General features: G+C 38.1%; 18 protein-coding genes. All 18 read left to right on the top strand.

The window, feature by feature from the left end; translation table 11 throughout:
• Window positions 1-104: 104 nt before the first annotated feature.
• The 18 genes from MHB65_RS02765 (at window position 105) to glyA (ending at window position 18,011) form a co-directional block, all read left to right on the top strand.
• Entirely contained in the window at window positions 105-2,006 is a 1,902-nt protein-coding gene (locus MHB65_RS02765) for an AraC family transcriptional regulator (RefSeq protein ID WP_342442420.1), read from the top strand.
• 77 nt (window positions 2,007-2,083) lie between these two features.
• Window positions 2,084-3,808 (top strand): ABC transporter ATP-binding protein, encoded by a 1,725-nt coding sequence (locus MHB65_RS02770; protein WP_205446805.1) that lies wholly within the window; start codon window positions 2,084-2,086, stop codon window positions 3,806-3,808.
• A 37-nt stretch (window positions 3,809-3,845) separates the two neighbouring features.
• Window positions 3,846-4,640: an ABC transporter ATP-binding protein gene (locus MHB65_RS02775; RefSeq protein ID WP_205446807.1), complete on the top strand. Its 795-nt coding sequence runs from the start codon at window positions 3,846-3,848 to the stop codon at window positions 4,638-4,640.
• Between the two features lie 45 nt (window positions 4,641-4,685).
• Window positions 4,686-5,738 carry an iron ABC transporter permease gene (locus MHB65_RS02780; protein WP_205446809.1) on the top strand — a complete coding sequence of 351 codons (1,053 nt, stop codon included), beginning with the start codon at window positions 4,686-4,688 and terminating at the stop codon, window positions 5,736-5,738.
• Window positions 5,735-6,769, top strand: coding sequence for an iron ABC transporter permease (locus MHB65_RS02785; protein ID WP_205446811.1), 1,035 nt, complete (start codon window positions 5,735-5,737; stop codon window positions 6,767-6,769). Before MHB65_RS02780 ends, MHB65_RS02785 begins: the two co-directional genes overlap by 4 nt.
• Window positions 6,770-6,879: 110 nt before the next feature.
• Window positions 6,880-7,929 carry an NAD(P)/FAD-dependent oxidoreductase gene (locus tag MHB65_RS02790; RefSeq protein ID WP_205446813.1) on the top strand — a complete coding sequence of 350 codons (1,050 nt, stop codon included), beginning with the start codon at window positions 6,880-6,882 and terminating at the stop codon, window positions 7,927-7,929.
• Window positions 7,930-8,132: 203 nt separating this feature from the next.
• The gene (rpmE, locus tag MHB65_RS02795) at window positions 8,133-8,336 is read left to right on the top strand and encodes a 50S ribosomal protein L31 (RefSeq protein WP_004269457.1); all 204 of its coding nucleotides are present in this window, start codon (window positions 8,133-8,135) and stop codon (window positions 8,334-8,336) included.
• A 115-nt stretch (window positions 8,337-8,451) separates the two neighbouring features.
• A complete protein-coding gene (locus tag MHB65_RS02800; RefSeq protein ID WP_205446815.1) occupies window positions 8,452-9,024 on the top strand; it encodes a thymidine kinase in 573 nt (190 codons plus the stop codon).
• A 174-nt stretch (window positions 9,025-9,198) separates the two neighbouring features.
• Window positions 9,199-10,275 carry a peptide chain release factor 1 gene (prfA, locus tag MHB65_RS02805; protein WP_205446817.1) on the top strand — a complete coding sequence of 359 codons (1,077 nt, stop codon included), beginning with the start codon at window positions 9,199-9,201 and terminating at the stop codon, window positions 10,273-10,275.
• Entirely contained in the window at window positions 10,262-11,122 is an 861-nt protein-coding gene (prmC, locus tag MHB65_RS02810) for a peptide chain release factor N(5)-glutamine methyltransferase (RefSeq protein WP_342442421.1), read from the top strand. Before prfA ends, prmC begins: the two co-directional genes overlap by 14 nt.
• Window positions 11,123-11,166: 44 nt before the next feature.
• Entirely contained in the window at window positions 11,167-11,757 is a 591-nt protein-coding gene (locus MHB65_RS02815) for a stage II sporulation protein R (RefSeq protein WP_342442422.1), read from the top strand.
• Window positions 11,758-11,858: 101 nt separating this feature from the next.
• The gene (locus MHB65_RS02820; protein ID WP_342442423.1) at window positions 11,859-12,893 is read left to right on the top strand and encodes an L-threonylcarbamoyladenylate synthase; all 1,035 of its coding nucleotides are present in this window, start codon (window positions 11,859-11,861) and stop codon (window positions 12,891-12,893) included.
• A 169-nt stretch (window positions 12,894-13,062) separates the two neighbouring features.
• Complete coding sequence (locus MHB65_RS02825; protein ID WP_205446832.1) at window positions 13,063-13,560, top strand: manganese efflux pump; 498 nt, start codon at window positions 13,063-13,065, stop codon at window positions 13,558-13,560.
• A gap of 22 nt (window positions 13,561-13,582) precedes the next feature.
• Window positions 13,583-14,023 carry a low molecular weight protein arginine phosphatase gene (locus tag MHB65_RS02830; protein WP_342442424.1) on the top strand — a complete coding sequence of 147 codons (441 nt, stop codon included), beginning with the start codon at window positions 13,583-13,585 and terminating at the stop codon, window positions 14,021-14,023.
• Window positions 14,024-14,031: 8 nt separating this feature from the next.
• Window positions 14,032-15,315, top strand: coding sequence for a HAMP domain-containing methyl-accepting chemotaxis protein (locus MHB65_RS02835; protein ID WP_205446836.1), 1,284 nt, complete (start codon window positions 14,032-14,034; stop codon window positions 15,313-15,315).
• A gap of 328 nt (window positions 15,316-15,643) precedes the next feature.
• Window positions 15,644-16,081: a ribose 5-phosphate isomerase B gene (rpiB, locus tag MHB65_RS02840; RefSeq protein WP_205446839.1), complete on the top strand. Its 438-nt coding sequence runs from the start codon at window positions 15,644-15,646 to the stop codon at window positions 16,079-16,081.
• Window positions 16,082-16,167: 86 nt separating this feature from the next.
• A complete protein-coding gene (locus MHB65_RS02845; RefSeq protein ID WP_342442425.1) occupies window positions 16,168-16,710 on the top strand; it encodes a TIGR01440 family protein in 543 nt (180 codons plus the stop codon).
• Window positions 16,711-16,769: 59 nt separating this feature from the next.
• On the top strand, window positions 16,770-18,011 hold the full coding sequence (glyA, locus tag MHB65_RS02850) for a serine hydroxymethyltransferase (protein ID WP_205446843.1): 1,242 nt from the start codon (window positions 16,770-16,772) through the stop codon (window positions 18,009-18,011).
• The last annotated feature ends 11 nt before the right edge of the window (window positions 18,012-18,022 follow it).

Consider the following 18,022-nt stretch of genomic DNA (forward strand, 5'->3'; position numbering starts at 1 on the left):
AATGGTGATTTTTTTGTATAAGTTTTATTTTATAAATGTATATTGAAATTGATAATCATTATCAATATAATAGTAAGTAAATATGTATTTTGAAGGAGACGAAGATGAATTATGATGCCTATATGCTTCTTTGGCAAAATGCATTTATCCAGTTGAAGCAAATCGATTACATAAATAAATCAGATGTTCATGTGTCAAAGGTTTTAACATATAGCTCGTTTCTTATTGTCACAGCAGGTGGTGCACAGATTGTCATTGATGATCAACCCTATCATGTGCAGCGCTTCAGTATTTTTCATATAGGAAAATCTCAATGTCTTCAGATTACAGCACAACAGAGTGTTAGCTATTTTCTCATTAGCTATAAAGGGGATGTCATGTACAAAGATGCTTTTATGCAACATTTGCATATGCACTATCAACCATTTCAAACACATTTCTCTTGTGTACCCGCTAATCCGATCGTTATTCACAGCATCCTTCAAGATATGTACAGTAAATGGCAATCTGGCTCTATTCAGGAGCATTTATCTGTAAAGGCCTCCTTCTATGAGCTTATCTACCATGTCTTTCGAGAATTAGCGGAAGGGCAAGGGAAACCACATGAGATGGATAAGGCAGAAGCTGCACGATTGTTTATTAAGCAACACATTCATCAACCACTATCTATACAGACATTAGCAGACATGCTTCAGATTAGTACACGGCATTTATTACGCATCTTTAAAGCGCGTTATGAAATAGGTCCACAAATTTATTTACAACAATTGAGAATAGAGCAAGCTAAGCAGTATTTACTAACCAATCAATATGGCATAAAAGAAATTGCCATTTCTCTTGGGTTTGAAGATGAATATTATTTTAGTCGTGCTTTTAAAAAAGCAACAAATATGGCTCCAAGTAGCTTTAGGCTGAAATATACAGCTAGTATGTCCGAAATTGCCATTACAAATGAGAATCATTTTCAATACAATAATAATCAGCTCGCGCAAGCAAAACGATTTGAGAATGGAGAAAATGAAATCATGATGAGTAAGATGATTCAGCATATAAAGCTACCTTTTTTACTAGGCCTGATTGTGTTACTGGCAGCATGTAATGAAGATACGAGCCAATCTAAGGTTGACGAACAAACTTCGTCTGATACGGCAGAGACTAGAACCGTAACAGATGATAGTGGACGCGAAGTAGAAATTCCAGTGAAGGCAGAGAGAATCGTAACTGATTGGTATCTTGGGCAAATTTTAGCGTTAGATGTTGTACCAGTTGGAGGCGTAACGGCTAACCTTGATTATGCAGCTTTCTTAAAGCAACACTATAAGGATGGAGAAATTACGAATATTGGTACAGATGGTAAGGTATCATTAGAAAAAGTTTTAGAGTTAAAGCCAGACTTGATTATTACTTGGAATGTGGAAGATGTAGCAAAATATGAAAAAATTGCCCCGACAATTGTCTTCGCTGAAGACGCCCATCAATCAGCGATTGAGGAGATTAAGGCAATGGGAAATTACTTAGGAAGACAAGCAGAGGCTGAGAACTTTACAAAAGAATTTGAAGATCGTATAGCAAAAGCTAAAGAAAAAATCATGGATGTGATTCCAGAAGGATCCACATTTACTATTTATGAAATGTTTGAAAAAAATGCAACGATTGTTGGGCAATCAAGTGTATCGGGCGGTAGAGCGCTCTATCAAATTTTGGGCATGAAACCTCAAGAAAAGGTGCAGGAGATTTTTGATACAAAGGAAGCAAGTAATGGACGTTATGAGATTTCCTATGAAGTAGTAGGTGATTATGTAGGTGACTATAACTTCATGATTAATTTCTTTAACAAAGATGGCCAGTTGCCAGCAACATGGACAAATTTAGATGTCGTTAAAAATAATCAAGTATTAGAGCTTTCATCTGAATATTATTTTGCTTCTGATCCGCTCTCTGGCTTACATCAAGCTGAAGAACTAGCAGACAAAATAGTTGATTTTACGAAGGCTCATCAACAATAACTGAGAAAACATGAGAGCTATAGTTGATAGCTCATTTATTAGATACGTAAAACGAGATCACAATAGGAGGCTACACCATGTTATTACGGCGCTTTTTTTCATATTATAGGCCCTATAAAGGTTTATTTATTTTAGATTTTAGCTGTGCCATATTAGTGGCACTAATCGAGCTAGCGTTTCCAATTGTTTTAAATAAGGTAATAGATGATATTCTGCCAGATGGGGAAATAAAGTGGATCATTATGGCAAGTTTGTTGCTGTTTGGATTATACATTTTTAACTCCATTCTTCATTTTATCGTTTCGTATTGGGGACATATGCTGGGTATTAATATAGAGACGGATATGAGAAAAGAATCCTTCAGCCATGTACAAAAGCTATCCTTTAGATATTTTGATAACAACAAAACAGGGCATCTTGTTTCTCGTTTAACGAATGACTTAATGGATATTGGCGAACTTGCTCACCATGGTCCAGAGGATATCTTTATTGCAGCAATGACGATTATTGGAACATTCGGTGTCATGTACTATATTGATCCAACCTTTACGATTCTTATTTTCCTACTAGTACCGATCATTTTAATTTTAACCATTATTTTTGGTAAATTAATGTCCAAAGCATTCCGTCAAATGTTTGGAGATATCGCAGATTTCAATGCACGTGTTGAAAACAATGTAAGTGGTATTCGTGTTGTACAGGCTTTTACAAATGAAGATCATGAGATTAAACGCTTTAAAGTAAATAATGAAAGATTCCGTATGACAAAGCTGTTCTCCTATAAAGTAATGGCTTGGAATGAAGCTATTTCAGGCATACTCACGAAGGTCTTATCACTCTTCACTTTATCTGTAGGAGCGTATTTTGTGTTAAATGGACATTTAACAAATGGTGATTTTATCGCATTTATTTTACTGTCAGGCATTCTCTTAGGCCCGATTAACAAAATCAATATGTTTATAGAAAGCTATCCGAAAGGTATGGCAGGATTTAGACGGTATATCGAATTTCTAGAAACGGAACCTGAAATTGCTGATCGTCCAGAGGCAAAAGCGGTTGAGGAAATTGATGGCGCCATTACTTTCTCGAATGTATCGTTTGGCTATGCTGCCAATAATCGTGCCCTACATCATATTAATTTAAAAGTAAATCCTGGTGAAACCGTTGCCTTGGTAGGTCCATCTGGTGCAGGGAAATCTACAATCTGTAGTTTATTGCCACGTTTTTATGAAGTGAATGAAGGTTCCATCAAAATTGATGGTATTGATATACGAGATTTTAAACTGCAATCTTTACGTTCGCATATTGGGATTGTTCAGCAAGATGTCTTTTTATTCGATGGTACCATTCGTGAAAACATAGCCTATGGTGATTTAAATGCCAGTGAAGAAGATATTTGGTATGCCGCACAACGAGCACAACTGACAGATGTGATCAATGCTTTACCAGAGGGCATGGATACATTAATTGGTGAGCGTGGCGTGAAATTATCAGGTGGTCAAAAACAACGATTATCGATTGCCCGTATTTTCTTGAAAAACCCAAAAATCTTAATACTGGATGAAGCAACATCTGCATTGGATACAGAAACAGAACAAGCTATCCAGCAAGCCTTAAACGAGCTTTCCATCGGTCGTACTACATTAGTGATTGCCCATCGCTTAGCAACAATTAAGGATGCAGACAGAATTGTCGTTGTATCGAAAAAGGGCATCATTGAAGAGGGCACACACGAGCAATTAATGGAACGCCAAAATGCATATTATGGCTTGTATACAGCTCAATTCGGTTTACAAATTTAAAATCAATAGCATTCTCAAAAATGAAAGGAAGTTAAAGATGTCAGTACTCGAAATAGATCATGTTGCGATTGGCTATTCCTCAGCGCTCATCGTCAATGATTTAAGTGTGGAGATTCCAAAAGGGGAAATCTCCACGATTATCGGTCCAAATGGCTGTGGCAAGTCTACTTTACTAAAGGCTGTTGCACGTGTATTACGCACACAAAATGGAGCTGTCTATTTAGATGGCAAAGCTATACACCAATTAAAGACTAAAGAAGTGGCTAAAAGAATGGCTATTTTACCTCAAACAGCAACAGCACCAGGAGGATTAACGGTTTTTGAGCTAGTATCCTATGGTAGGTTTCCGCATCAAGTAGGTTTTGGTACATTGCAAAAGGAAGACTATGAATATATCCATTGGGCTATCGATGTTACGGGGCTAAGGGAATTTAGTGATCGACCAATTGAAGCATTATCAGGTGGTCAGCGTCAAAGAGTATGGATTGCCATGGCATTGGCGCAAGGCACGGATATTTTAGTACTGGATGAACCAACAACTTATTTAGATTTAGCACATCAGCTTGATATTTTATTGTTGCTGCAAAAACTAAATAAGGAAGAAGGACGAACAATTATCATGGTTTTACATGATTTAAATCATGCATCACGATTCTCTCATTTTATGATGGCCATGAGAGACGGCAATTTAATGGTGAATGGCAGTCCAAAAGAAGTGATGACAAAAGAAAATTTACAAAAGGTATTTAATATCGATGCTGAAATGGCTGTATGTCCCTATAGTAAAAATCCAATCTGCCTATCTTATCAGTTGTACGATATGAAAAAATAAAAGCTAGTTAGTATGGTTATTTGGAAGTTATGAGGAGGAAATAAAATGACTACGTCGACAGGAGTAGGAGAGCTCAATGATTTAGAAGAGCTACAGAAGCGATCTCATCCGATCCGTGGAGTAGTGGCTTTAATCGTAGGAGTTATTGGATTAATATTTGCCATTGGCTTATCAATTTCTTTTGGTGCTGCAGATATTTCATTGGGTACTGTTTGGACAGCAGTTACCCATTTTTCACCAGAATTAACAACACATCAAATTATCCATGATATTCGCTTACCACGGGTACTGGGAGCAGCATTAGTTGGTGCAAGCTTTGCAGTAGCAGGTGCGATTATGCAGGGGATGACACGTAACCCATTAGCTGACTCCGGATTATTAGGCTTGAACTCAGGAGCTGCCTTTATGTTAGCTGTGTGTTTTGCCTTTTTCCCTGGTCTGCCTTATATGTTTTTAATTTTATGGTCCTTTGTAGGTGCAGGTCTTGGTGTTGCCATCGTTTATGGTATTGGCTCACTTTCTAAAGGTGGCTTAACACCTATGCGACTAGTTTTAGCCGGAGCTGCTGTTAGTGCATTACTTGGAGCACTAGGAGAAGGGATTGCTCTTTATTTTCGTATTGGGCAAGACCTAGCATTTTGGTATGCGGGCGGTGTTTCGGGCACAAAATGGAGTCATCTACAAATTTTATCTCCATGGATACTTGTTGCGATGATAGGAGCTCTTATCCTATCGCGTTCCATCACAGTGCTAAGCTTAGGTGAAGAAATTGCAGTCGGGCTTGGGCAACGTACTGCTGTGGTAAAAGTATGGGGAATGATCATTGTTTTAGTTTTAGCGGGTGCAGCAGTATCTGTTGTCGGTGCGGTTGGTTTTGTAGGGTTAATTATCCCTCATTTAACGAGATACATAGTTGGTCATGATTATCGCTGGATTATCGCTTGTTCCTTGGTATATGGAGCATTGCTTGTTGTGTTAGCTGATTTAGTAGCACGTGTGATCAATCCACCTTATGAAACACCAATTGGTGCGCTCATAGCCTTTATCGGTGTACCATTCTTCCTTTATTTAGCTCGAAAAGGAGGAAAAGAACTATGAGTAACAGCTATTTAACACCAAGTCAGCTGAAAGCGAAAAGGAAAAATTTCTCCATTCTTGCTACGCTCATTGTGTTAATCGTTATTACCTTTGTCATAAGTATGAATACAGGGGTAATTAAACTGACACCAATGGAAGTTCTTCGGACACTTTTTGGTCAAGGTGATGCACAACAGCAACTTATTTTATATGAGTTCAGACTTCCAAGAATTGTGATTGCTGTATTAGTAGGTATGGGTTTAGCTATTTCAGGCGCTATTTTACAGGGCATTTCTAAAAATGCTTTAGCAGACCCAGGAATCTTAGGGATTAATGCTGGGGCAGGTCTTGCCGTTATGCTCTATGTGTCATTTTTCCCAACTACGAAAGCAGCGCCAGTTTATTTACTGCCGATACTGGCTTTTGTAGGAGCAGGTTTGACAGCAGTACTGATTTATTCACTTTCTTATCGACGCCATGAAGGTATTACACCAATGCGTTTAATTTTAACAGGGGTAGCTGTGGCAGCAGGGATTAGCTCGGCTATGATTGTGCTAACACTACGTCTATCACCAGAGAATTATCAATTTGTCGCAACATGGCTAGCAGGTAGCATTTGGGGCTCGAATTGGAGATTTGTTCTGTCATTATTACCATGGTTAGTCATCTTATTGCCATTCGTCTATTCAAAATCACGTGTATTAAACATATTGAATTTAGGTGAATTAACAGCGGTAGGACTAGGTGCTTCAATTGAAAAAGAGCGACGTTGGCTGTTGGCTGCTGCTGTTGGTTTAGCTGGAGCTAGTGTTTCTGTAAGTGGTGGTATTGGGTTCGTAGGACTTGTAGCGCCACATTTAGCTCGACAGCTTGTTGGAGCAAAACACCAATTTTTATTGCCAACTGCAGCATTATTAGGAGGTTTTTTAGTGTTAATGGCTGATACAATCGGTCGTTCGATTTTAGAACCTTCAGAAATTCCAGCAGGGATTGTGGTAGCAGTTTTAGGCGCACCTTATTTCTTATATTTACTAGCACGATTAAAAGAATAAATGGCGCTTTTTCCGTTGTGTAGATAGTATTGCCATCAAGGGAAAATTAGATTAATACTTATCAAACATTTAACGTTTGAATCAAGTTAAAAGGGGATGGAGAAGGAGAAATGTCAGAAGAACTATATGATGTTACGATTGTTGGCGGTGGTCCAGCAGGGCTTTATACTGCCTTTTATAGTGGAATGCGAGATTTAAAAACGAAAATTATCGAATATAGCTCACAACTAGGTGGTCGTATGTTAATTTATCCTGAAAAAATGATTTGGGATGTTGGTGGAGTAACACCTATTTTAGGCGGGCAGCTTATTAAACAACTTGTGGAGCAAGCTGAAACATTTGATCCTACGATTGTCTTAAATCAAAAGGTGGAAAAATTAGATAAACAACAGGATGGAACATTTATTTTAACATCCTCTACAGGTGAAAAGCATTATTCTAAAACCGTTATTTTAGCAGTAGGTTATGGCGTTCTTTCTATGCAAAAGCTTGAAATAGAAGGAGCAGATCGCTATGAAGTAACGAATTTACATTATACAGTACAGGAATTAGAAATTTTCCGGAACAAGCATGTGTTAATTTCAGGTGGTGGCAATTCTGCGGTCGATTGGGCAAATGAGCTAGAGCCAATTGCAGCAAGTGTTACAGTTGTGCATCGTCGAGATGATTTTGGTGGTCATGAAAAGAATGTCTTGCGCATGAAGGAATCCTCAGTTCGTGTAAAAACGCCTTATGAAGTCGTTCAATTGCATGGAGACGGTGATTTAATTCAATATGTATCCATTGTCAATAAAGAAACTGATGAAATGGAACGAGTAGAAGTAGATGCTGTCATTGTGAATCATGGTTTAAAATGTGATTACGGTGCACTTGAAGAATGGGGATTAAACATCCAAGATGGCGTAGCGATTGTCAATGAGAATCGTGAAACGAACGTAGCAGGAATCTATGGCGCTGGTGATTTTATTGATCATCCTAGTAAAGTCAGATTAATAGCAGGTGCATTTACGGATGGGGTACTAGCATTAAATAGTGCCAAACTCTATTTGGAACCAGATGCACCGAAAGTAGCCTATGTATCATCCCATAATATTCGCTTCAAAGAACGAAATGAAAAAATTGGGTTAGTAGACAATGACTATCGTGAAGTTCGCGGATAAGAATTAGAGAAGGCTCCCAGTTAATATTTTTTACTTGAAAATGATAAAATGACTATGCTATACTTCAAAAGTATGCAACGTGTACATATGTAGCTGACGTTCCACTTCGACACATTTTTTGTAGTCGACATATTCGGGCTATGTAAGGTACAGTTCGATAATACTCTGTTCCAGATGGTTCAGGGCGAGAGGAGAAAACGAATATGAAACAAGGAATTCATCCAGACTACAAAGAAGCAACAGTAACTTGCTCTTGTGGGAACACTTTCAAAACTGGTTCAGTAAAAGAAAACATCGTTGTCGAGTTCTGCAACGAATGTCACCCATTCTACACTGGCCGTCAAAAATTCGCGTCTGCTGATGGTCGCGTGGATCGTTTCAACAAAAAATACGGTCTTAAAAACTAATGTTAGTTTAATACCTGCCAAGCATGCGCTTGGCAGGTATTTTTTTCAGTAAATAATTACGTTGATGCAAGTCTTTTCAAAATCCAGATTGACGCAAAGAAAGGGAGAAGACAAAGTGGCACAGCTATATTTTAAACATGGTGCAATGAATAGTGGGAAATCAATAGAAATTCTAAAAGTTGCCCATAATTATGAAGAACAACAAAAGCCTGTAATGATATTTACTTCAGGTCTAGATACGCGTGATGAGGTGGGCTTTGTTTCCAGTCGGGTAGGTTTACGACAACAAGCCATTCCTGTTTATGAAGATACAAATATTTTTGAAATAGTGAAAAGTAATGCTGTCAAACCTTACTGTGTGCTTGTGGATGAAGTTCAATTTTTAAAAAAGGCACATGTTTTACAACTAGCTAACATTGTGGATAAATTGGACATCCCCGTAATGGGCTTTGGTTTAAAAAATGATTTCCAAAATGAGCTATTTGAAGGTAGCCAGTACATGCTTACATATGCAGATAAAATTGAGGAAATGAAAACAATTTGCTGGTTCTGTCATAAAAAAGCAACAATGAATTTGCGAGTGGATGAAAGTGGAAAGCCAGTTTACACAGGTGATCAAATTCAAATCGGTGGCAATGATACGTATTATCCTGTTTGCCGAAAATGTCACGCAAATCCACCACTATAAAGCTAAATAGCATGTAACAGTGCTAAGAAAAAGTAGCATACATGTGAAATTTTCCTTATACTAAGTAGTGGAAATAAGAAATGAAAAAGCCATTACGCCTAAGCGTAATTTTGATTGAAGCGGCTTCTCTGTAAAAAAGGAGCATCTTAAAAAAACTAAATAGAGGTGAAATCCATGTTTGATCGATTACAGGCAGTGGAAGATCGTTATGAAAGGCTAACAGAGCTTTTGAGCGATCCGGATATTGTTAATGATAGTAAGAAATTACGCGAATATTCCAAGGAACAATCAGATATCCAAGAGACAGTAGATACTTATCGAGAATATAAAAATGTTAAAGAGCAATTAGTAGACACACGTGAAATGTTAGATAGCGAAAAAGATCCTGATATGCATGAAATGGTAAAGGAAGAATTTAACCTATTAAAAGCACAGCAGGAAGAGCTAGAAGAACGTTTACGCATTTTATTAATTCCAAAAGATCCGAATGATAATAAGAACGTTATTATGGAAATCCGTGGCGCAGCTGGTGGTGACGAGGCCAATATTTTTGCAGGTGACTTGTTCCGTATGTACTCCCGCTATGCAGAAACGCAAGGCTGGAAAATTGATATTATGGAAGCTACGCCAAATCCAATGGGCGGCTATAAAGAAGTAATCTTTATGATTAACGGACAAGGAGCCTATTCAAAATTCAAATTTGAAAACGGCGCGCACCGTGTACAACGTGTCCCTGCTACAGAATCACAAGGCCGAATTCATACATCCACAGCAACAGTTGCTTGCTTACCTGAAGTTGAGGAAGTAGATGTTGAAATCCATGAAAAAGATATCCGTGTAGATACATTTGCATCTTCTGGTGCGGGTGGTCAATCTGTAAATACAACGATGTCTGCTGTTCGTATGACCCATTTACCGACAGGTGTTGTGGTTTCGATGCAGGATGAACGTTCACAAATTAAAAACCGTGAAAAGGCAATGAAGATTCTACGTGCTCGTGTTGCAGATATGTATATGCAGGAAGCACAAAAAGAGATTGATGCTACACGTAAATCTGCTGTAGGCTCTGGCGATCGCTCTGAGCGAATTCGCACATACAATTATCCACAAAACCGTGTAACTGACCACCGTATCGGTTTAACGATTCAAAAGCTAGACCAAATCGTCGAAGGTAGACTAGACGAGATTATCGATGCCCTTATTTTAGAAGAACAAGCATCGAAGTTAGAGCGCTTAAATGATGACTTATAAAAATGTAATGGAGGCCCTTGAGTGGGCTTCTTCTTTTTTAGTGGATAATGGTCGTGAACAAACAGCAGCGCGTATTGTCATGCAACATGTGCTTGGTACTAGTTATGCAGAGGTTATGTTGCATTTGCAGGATGAATTAACAGCAGTACAGCAAATGACATTTAATGAGCTCATAGAAGAACATGCCAGTGGACGCCCTGTACAATATTGTGTTGGGCGTGAGGAATTTTATGGACGTTCTTTTCTAGTGGATGAATCTGTCTTAATACCGCGACCTGAAACAGAGGAATTGGTACTTGGAACAATTAATCGACTACCTAAACTATTTACAAAGCAAGTATTGAAGTTGGCTGATATTGGTACAGGCAGTGGAGCCATAGCTATTTCAATGAAGCTAGAATGTCCCGCGTTAACAGTCATAGCTACTGATATATCGAAAGATGCACTAGCAACCGCACAAAAAAATGCACAGCAATTAGAGGCGGATATTGATTTTAGATTGGGAGATTTAGCCGCGCCACTTGCAGGAGAGAAATTTGATATTGTTTTATCGAACCCACCATATATCGCATTTGATGAGGCACAAGAAATGTCCAGTGTTGTTCTAGAGCATGAGCCGCATAGTGCCCTCTTTGCAGAGGAAGACGGTCTTATTTTATATAGAAAATTAGCTGAACAATTACCAGCGTATATGAATAGGCCAGCATTGATTGGATTAGAAATCGGTTATACACAGGGGGAGAAAGTAGCCAAACTCTTTCAAGATAGTTTTCCACAGGCAACAGTTTCAGTAGAAAAAGATATTAATGGTAAACCTCGAATGATTTTTTGTGAGATTCATGTATAAAGTTTCTTAATCTTGCCAACAATGTTGAGCAAGGAGGGATTTTTATGTTAAACGAATACAAGATTATTAGATTACCTAAACAAAATATCTTGCTAGCTTTTGCTAGACTAGTATTAATTGCGATTGCTTTACAGTTATGTGTTTTATATATTCCATCATTAGTAGGTTTTGCGAAGGAATCTTCCGATGAGGAGCAAGAAAAAGATTTTCGTATACGTGTTATTGCAAACAGTAATACTGCACAAGATCAGCTAGAGAAACAGCAGCTTGTCCAAGATTTAAAGCCTTACTTTCTGCAAGTGACTACCGCTGGATTTGTAGGGAATGAGCAAATTCTTTCGTTAAAACAACAAATTGAAGCTGAACTGAGCGAAAATTATCCACAATTAGATACACAGGTTGTTGTTGGGGATAACTTATTCCCACCGAAAAGACAAGGTGCTGTACTTTATCCACAAAATGTATATCAATCGATTGTTGTGAAGATTGGTGATGCGCGTGGGGATAACTGGTGGTGCAGTATCTTCCCATCTATTTGTGAGCCGGATAAAGAAGAGGTAAAAGAAGAAGTAGAGGAAGAAAAAGAGCAAGTAACATTCTTTATATGGGAATGGATTAAAGGGATTTTTGGATGAATTGTGCACAAATTCAGACAACTTATACACATTTTTTAATAAGTTATAAACAATATGTGGATAATTCAGTAAAAATGAATAATTGAAGGTAGGTATTAATCATGGAAACCGTTTGTAAGGTTGTGGACAGTAATGTGAATAGTCAGATTAATTATACACAAGCTGTGGATATCTTAAATGCAGGAGAGGTAGTCGCATTTCCGACAGAAACGGTTTATGGCTTAGGAGCAATTGCCACAAATGATCTGGCAGTTAAAAAGATATTTGAAGCGAAAGGTCGACCTTCAGATAATCCTTTAATTGTCCACGTAGGTACAAAAGAGGAAGTAGCAATCTATATCGATGATATTTCTGACATAGCGAAACAATGCATGGATTTATTTTGGCCAGGACCATTAACACTTGTGATGCCAGCGAAGCCAAATGTATTAGCTAAAAGTGTCACAGCTGGACTATCAACAGTGGGCATTCGGATGCCTGACCACCCAGTAGCACTTGCCTTACTGCAACAGCTTCAAAAACCGCTAGCTGCACCGAGCGCTAATCGTAGTGGAAAGCCAAGTCCTACAGAAGCAGTTCATGTATTAGATGATTTAGGAGGGTACATACCTTATATTTTGGATGGAGGTTCTACCGGAATTGGGCTTGAATCCACTGTGTTAGATGTGACACATGAGCCTCCAGTAATTTTACGTCCAGGCGGCATTACAAAGGAAATGCTTGAAGCTAAGATTGGCCCTGTTATTCAACCAACTAAAATAGAGCAGAAGCTAGAAACAACGCCTAAAGCACCAGGAATGAAGTATACACATTATGCACCAAATGCTCCAGTATATTTAATAGATTGTGATGTTGAGAAAGTCAGTGAAGCAGTTCAGCAATTACAGAGTGATGGACATAGCGTAGCGTTGCTTGCACCTGTGAATTTTGAGAAGATCAAGGCTGATTTTTACTTTTCGATTGGTGAAGCTGGAAGTAAAGAAGAAATGGGTGCGGCCTTATACAATGCACTAAGAGCATGTGATAAAACTACCGCTACCGTTATATTAGCAACAACTACTTCAATAGAAGGAGTTGGAGCAGCTATTATGAATAGACTTGAAAAAGCCTCTGGAGGTAAATGGTATTCATTGTAAAAAATAATAGAGCCATTATAGACAAAAGACATTGAACAACCTGATGTTTTTTGTCTTTTTTTGTCTAATTATTATACGTTAAAAATGAAAAATAATAGTGAACAACTATGATAATAATGTATTTTCGAGCATAAAATGATAAAATATTAGGGAGCGAAGGAGTGCGTTCTTGCAGGGAATTCTTGCAGGTATATTAACGTCTGTTGATGTGATTGGTCTATATGTTTTGCTGCCCAATGTTAGATATCGATTATTTTTATCATTATGGACGGCTGCATTGCATATGCTTTTCCCTTTATTAGGATTTGAATTAGGAAGCTATTTAGTTCAATTTCTATTAGAATGGGGACAATGGATTTCAAGTATTTTATTATTTTGTATTGGTATACATTTACTATTATTTTCTCATAGAGATGAAAAAGTAACAATTTCACCTGTACTTTTAGCAGTGACTGCAAGCCTAGATACCTTTTCAGTTAGTGTTTCTTTTGGTATGCTTAACTTAGAAAAAACAATCTTTATTATGAGTGCAGGCTTAAGTGCATTAATTTGTGCATATGGGTCATTAGTCATTGCACGTAGAAGCCAAGTCTTTTTTGGCAATAAAATTCAAGTAGTTGCTGGCATTATATTTATTATCATGAGTATTCTAGCTATTCAACAATAGATTAAACTGGAGAGTGATAAGTGTGAAAATATTATTTGTTTGTACAGGCAATACTTGTCGCAGTCCGATGGCAGAAGCTATTTTAAAACATAAACAAATAAACAATGTAGACGTGCGTTCAGCAGGTATTTATGCGATGCCTAATGCACAAATGTCAGCACATGCACAACAAGTGCTAAATGAAGTCAAAATGCCTCATCAGCATTTGGCAACGCAATTGTCAAAAGCTGAAATGGACTGGGCAGACTTAATTTTAACGATGACGACTGCTCACAAAGATACTGTCATTTCCAATTATCCAGAAGCTGAACATAAAGTATTTACATTGAAAGAGTATACAAATGAGGGCAGTCTGGAAAATGTAGGGGATCCTTACGGTGGTAATAGAGCAATTTACGAAGCAACATTTGCAGAATTAAAGGAACTGGTTGATCAATTAATACAAAAACTAGAAAAGAATTGAGGGGTCCTATGAAAAAACAATTTGGTTTACGACTAAAGTTGGTATTATTTGTTAGTGTTCTTGCGCTAATCACCTACAGTGTCAGTTTTATATTCATTGAGTTTTTACAACCTACCTTCTTCCCTGACACTAACAGGAAAGTTTTTGAAGTGATTACTTACGCGTTAGGCATAACATGGTCAGGTATACTAGCTGCCTTTTTAAGTGTAATTCTCATCAAGCCATTACAGCAGCTTGAGCATTCAGCAACACTTGTGGCAGAAGGAAAAATAGGGCAGGATGTCCAAATGCCTAATACAAATGATGAGATTCGATCAGTTGCAGAGGCATTCCAACAAATGGTGTTAAACTTGCGCCAAATGGTGGAAAGTATTGATCATAACTTCCAACAAACAAATCAATCAATTATTCAGCTATCCGATGAGGCAGGCGTGGCAACAAAAAAGGCAGAGGGTATTGCGTCTACAGTAAAGCATATTTCTACTGGAGCAGAAGCATCTGCAACAGCTGTACAAGATACTGCTGAAGCAATTGAAGATGTAAGAACGCTTGCAACAGAAGTAAATAGTAGAGCAGAGGCATCAGCATCACAAACGAAAGAGATTCTACATAATTTATCGACGACAACAAAAGCCATTGAAACATTAGTGAATAGTATTCAACAAATTGCGACAGGCAATAGTGAAGCATTGAAGAGCATTCATGCGCTAGAAGAAAATGCGGGACAGGTAGAACGTATAATTAGCTTAGTTGGTGACATTGCGGCACAAACCAATCTATTGGCACTAAACGCCTCTATAGAAGCTGCACGTGCAGGGGAGCATGGAAAGGGCTTTGCGGTAGTAGCTGAGGAAGTTCGTGGTTTGGCTGATGAAAGTGCGAAAGCTGTGCAAGGGATTACAGCTTTAATTCAATCCATGCAGCAAAATGTAGAAGTAGTTGTGAAACAAATGAACGAACAAGTGGCCTTTGCTACAAAGGAAGCCGATCGAGTTTCTGAAACAACGACAGCAGTAGAAAATATGGCTTCTAATGTACATGAAATGGCAGCATCAATTGTTGAGATTTCTTCTTTAATCGAACAGCAAATGCATAATATTGAAACGACAGCGCGACAATCACAGGAAGTTGCTGCCATTGCAGAACAAACGTCAGCAGGTGCACAGGAAGTTCGTAGTGCCGCTGAAGAGCAAGCCTACGCAATTGAACAGGTAGAGCATCTAGCTCAAAGTTTGAAAAAGCAATCGGAAGCACTGCATAAAATGATTCAACAATTTGATAGACAAGCATAGTGCTATAGGCTATACGTAAATGCGATGAAAAATCGGATTTATGTATAGCCTTTTTTATTAAAGGGCAATTTATGTCCACTGTAAGTAAAAAGCTAAAAAAACTTCAGAAGATGGAATATTACAACAAAAGACCATTATCCGAACTTATTAACATGATATTCACATTATCCACAAAAATATAGGTTTAAAAGTGAATGTTTTTGTGTTAATATACAATTAATGTTCGTCTTTCGGGAGAAATCAGCGTAAAAATACAAGAAAAATCATGTTATTCTTCAGAAAGAAGTGGTACACTAAGGTTGACTATAATTCGAAAAGAGGGAACCCAGTGAGAATAGCAATTTCTTCTGATCACGGAGGCAATAACTTACGTCGTGAGATTATGCAGCTATTAGATGAACTTCACATTAGCTACGAAGATTTTGGTCCACAATCTGCGGATTCAGTAGACTATCCAGACTATGCAAAACCTGTATCTGAGGGTGTTGCTAACGGAGAATTTGATAAAGGTATTTTAATTTGTGGCACAGGCATTGGTATGTCCATTGCCGCTAACAAGGTTAAGGGCATTCGTTGTGCATTAGTACATGATGTATTTAGTGCCAAGGCAACGCGTTGCCATAACGACTCAAATATTTTAGCGATGGGTGAACGTGTTATTGGTCCAGGCCTTGCACGTGAAATCGTACAAACATGGCTAGAAACAGATTTTGAAGGCGGCCGTCATACACGCCGCATTGAAAAAATTACTGAACTAGAGCAATAGTAATTTTGTTATTCCATATATGGCATTCGTAGAGGATGTCATATATGGCATGATTTTAATGGATATAGATGAAGGAGCTGAGCTTAATGGTTGTAAAACAAATACGAACACATTTGACTCAGTTACTCAGTGAATTTGAAGAGCAGGTAACGATACGACCCCATACAATTTTTGTAGTAGGGTGCTCTACATCTGAAGTGATTGGTCAGAAAATTGGCACAGCAGGCGCATTGGAAATAGCAGAAGCCATTTTTGAGCCGTTACAAGAATTTGCATCAAAGCATCAATTGCATTTAGCATTCCAAGGTTGTGAGCATATAAATCGTGCCATTACTATGGAAGCATCGACAGCTGAAAAATTTGGCTATGATCCAGTTGCGGTAGTCCCAGTACGTACGGCAGGCGGCTCAATGTCAGCATATGCCTATACGCAATTTGATAACCCAGTGATTGTTGAAACAATACAGGCACATGCAGGTATTGATATTGGACAAACATTAATCGGTATGCATTTGAAAGCAGTAGCTGTTCCAGTTCGAACATCGGTAAAAATGGTAGGAGACGCAGTTGTAACGATTGCAACAACACGTCCAAAGCTAATTGGCGGAGAACGTGCAGTATATAAATAATTACTACTATTTATTAGTGGTATAGATAAATAATGATACTTTAGGAGGCTTTTTCAAACATGGCATATGAAAAATTAGCAGTACAAGACAAAGCAGTATTAGATGGAATTCTTGCAGAAAAAACACGTCAGCAAGCAAATATTGAATTGATTGCATCAGAAAACTTTGTATCCGAAGCAGTTATGGAAGCGCAAGGATCAGTACTGACAAATAAATACGCTGAAGGTTATCCTGGTAAACGCTACTATGGTGGCTGTGAACATGTAGACGTAGTAGAAGATATTGCGCGTGATCGTGTGAAAGAACTCTTTGGAGCAGAATATGCAAATGTACAACCACACTCTGGTGCACAAGCAAACATGGCTGTTTACCATACAATTTTAGAACCAGGAGACACAGTGCTTGGTATGAACCTTTCTCATGGTGGTCACTTAACACACGGCTCTCCAGTAAACTTCTCTGGTATCCTATACAATTTTGTTGAGTATGGCGTAACACAAGATACACAAGTGATTGATTATGAAGATGTACGTCAAAAAGCTTTAGAACATAAACCAAAACTTATTGTCGCAGGTGCATCTGCCTATCCACGTGAAATTGACTTCTCTAAATTCCGCGAGATTGCAGACGAAGTAGGTGCTTATTTCATGGTGGATATGGCGCACATCGCTGGTCTTGTTGCTGCTGGCGAACACCAATCACCAGTACCATACGCTGACTTTGTTACATCAACGACACATAAAACATTACGTGGACCACGTGGTGGATTAATCCTTGCTTCAAAGGAATGGGAGCAAAAACTAAATAAATCTGTTTTCCCAGGAATTCAAGGTGGTCCATTAATGCATGTTATCGCTGCTAAAGCTGTATCATTTGGAGAAGCATTACAACCAGAATTTAAAGACTATGCAAAACAAATTAAAGCGAATGCAAAAGCTTTAGCTGAAGTATTAATTGCTGAAGGTGTTGAAATTGTTTCTGGTGGTACAGATAACCACTTATTACTTCTAAATGTTAAATCTCTTGGTTTAACAGGTAAAGTAGCAGAGCATGCACTAGATGAAGTGGGTATTACAACAAATAAAAATACAATTCCTTACGATACTGAATCTCCGTTCGTTACTTCTGGAATTCGTATTGGTACTCCAGCTGTTACTTCTCGTGGGTTTAAAGAAGAAGATATGAAAGAAGTAGGAGCAATTATTGCAGCAGTTCTTAAAAACCCTGAAGATGAAGCAGTTAAAGCAGATGCAAAAGATCGTGTGAAAGCATTAACAGATAAGCATCCACTATACGCATAATCAATAGAATA

The sequence above is a fragment of the Lysinibacillus sp. FSL K6-0075 genome, assembly GCF_038592945.1.
GTDB lineage: Bacteria > Bacillota > Bacilli > Bacillales_A > Planococcaceae > Lysinibacillus > Lysinibacillus fusiformis_F.

What these genes read in the sequence shown, in the direction of transcription:
- rpmE (WP_004269457.1), top strand. Translation starts at nt 8,133, where the DNA reads ATGAAACAAGGAATTCATCCAGACTACAAAGAAGCAACAGTAACTTGC.
- MHB65_RS02815 (WP_342442422.1), top strand. Translation starts at nt 11,167, where the DNA reads ATGTTAAACGAATACAAGATTATTAGATTACCTAAACAAAATATCTTG.
- MHB65_RS02790 (WP_205446813.1), top strand. Translation starts at nt 6,880, where the DNA reads ATGTCAGAAGAACTATATGATGTTACGATTGTTGGCGGTGGTCCAGCA.
- prfA (WP_205446817.1), top strand. Translation starts at nt 9,199, where the DNA reads ATGTTTGATCGATTACAGGCAGTGGAAGATCGTTATGAAAGGCTAACA.
- glyA (WP_205446843.1), top strand. Translation starts at nt 16,770, where the DNA reads ATGGCATATGAAAAATTAGCAGTACAAGACAAAGCAGTATTAGATGGA.
- MHB65_RS02820 (WP_342442423.1), top strand. Translation starts at nt 11,859, where the DNA reads ATGGAAACCGTTTGTAAGGTTGTGGACAGTAATGTGAATAGTCAGATT.
- MHB65_RS02780 (WP_205446809.1), top strand. Translation starts at nt 4,686, where the DNA reads ATGACTACGTCGACAGGAGTAGGAGAGCTCAATGATTTAGAAGAGCTA.
- MHB65_RS02835 (WP_205446836.1), top strand. Translation starts at nt 14,032, where the DNA reads ATGAAAAAACAATTTGGTTTACGACTAAAGTTGGTATTATTTGTTAGT.
- MHB65_RS02775 (WP_205446807.1), top strand. Translation starts at nt 3,846, where the DNA reads ATGTCAGTACTCGAAATAGATCATGTTGCGATTGGCTATTCCTCAGCG.
- MHB65_RS02770 (WP_205446805.1), top strand. Translation starts at nt 2,084, where the DNA reads ATGTTATTACGGCGCTTTTTTTCATATTATAGGCCCTATAAAGGTTTA.
- MHB65_RS02785 (WP_205446811.1), top strand. Translation starts at nt 5,735, where the DNA reads ATGAGTAACAGCTATTTAACACCAAGTCAGCTGAAAGCGAAAAGGAAA.
- MHB65_RS02845 (WP_342442425.1), top strand. Translation starts at nt 16,168, where the DNA reads ATGGTTGTAAAACAAATACGAACACATTTGACTCAGTTACTCAGTGAA.
- MHB65_RS02765 (WP_342442420.1), top strand. Translation starts at nt 105, where the DNA reads ATGAATTATGATGCCTATATGCTTCTTTGGCAAAATGCATTTATCCAG.
- prmC (WP_342442421.1), top strand. Translation starts at nt 10,262, where the DNA reads ATGATGACTTATAAAAATGTAATGGAGGCCCTTGAGTGGGCTTCTTCT.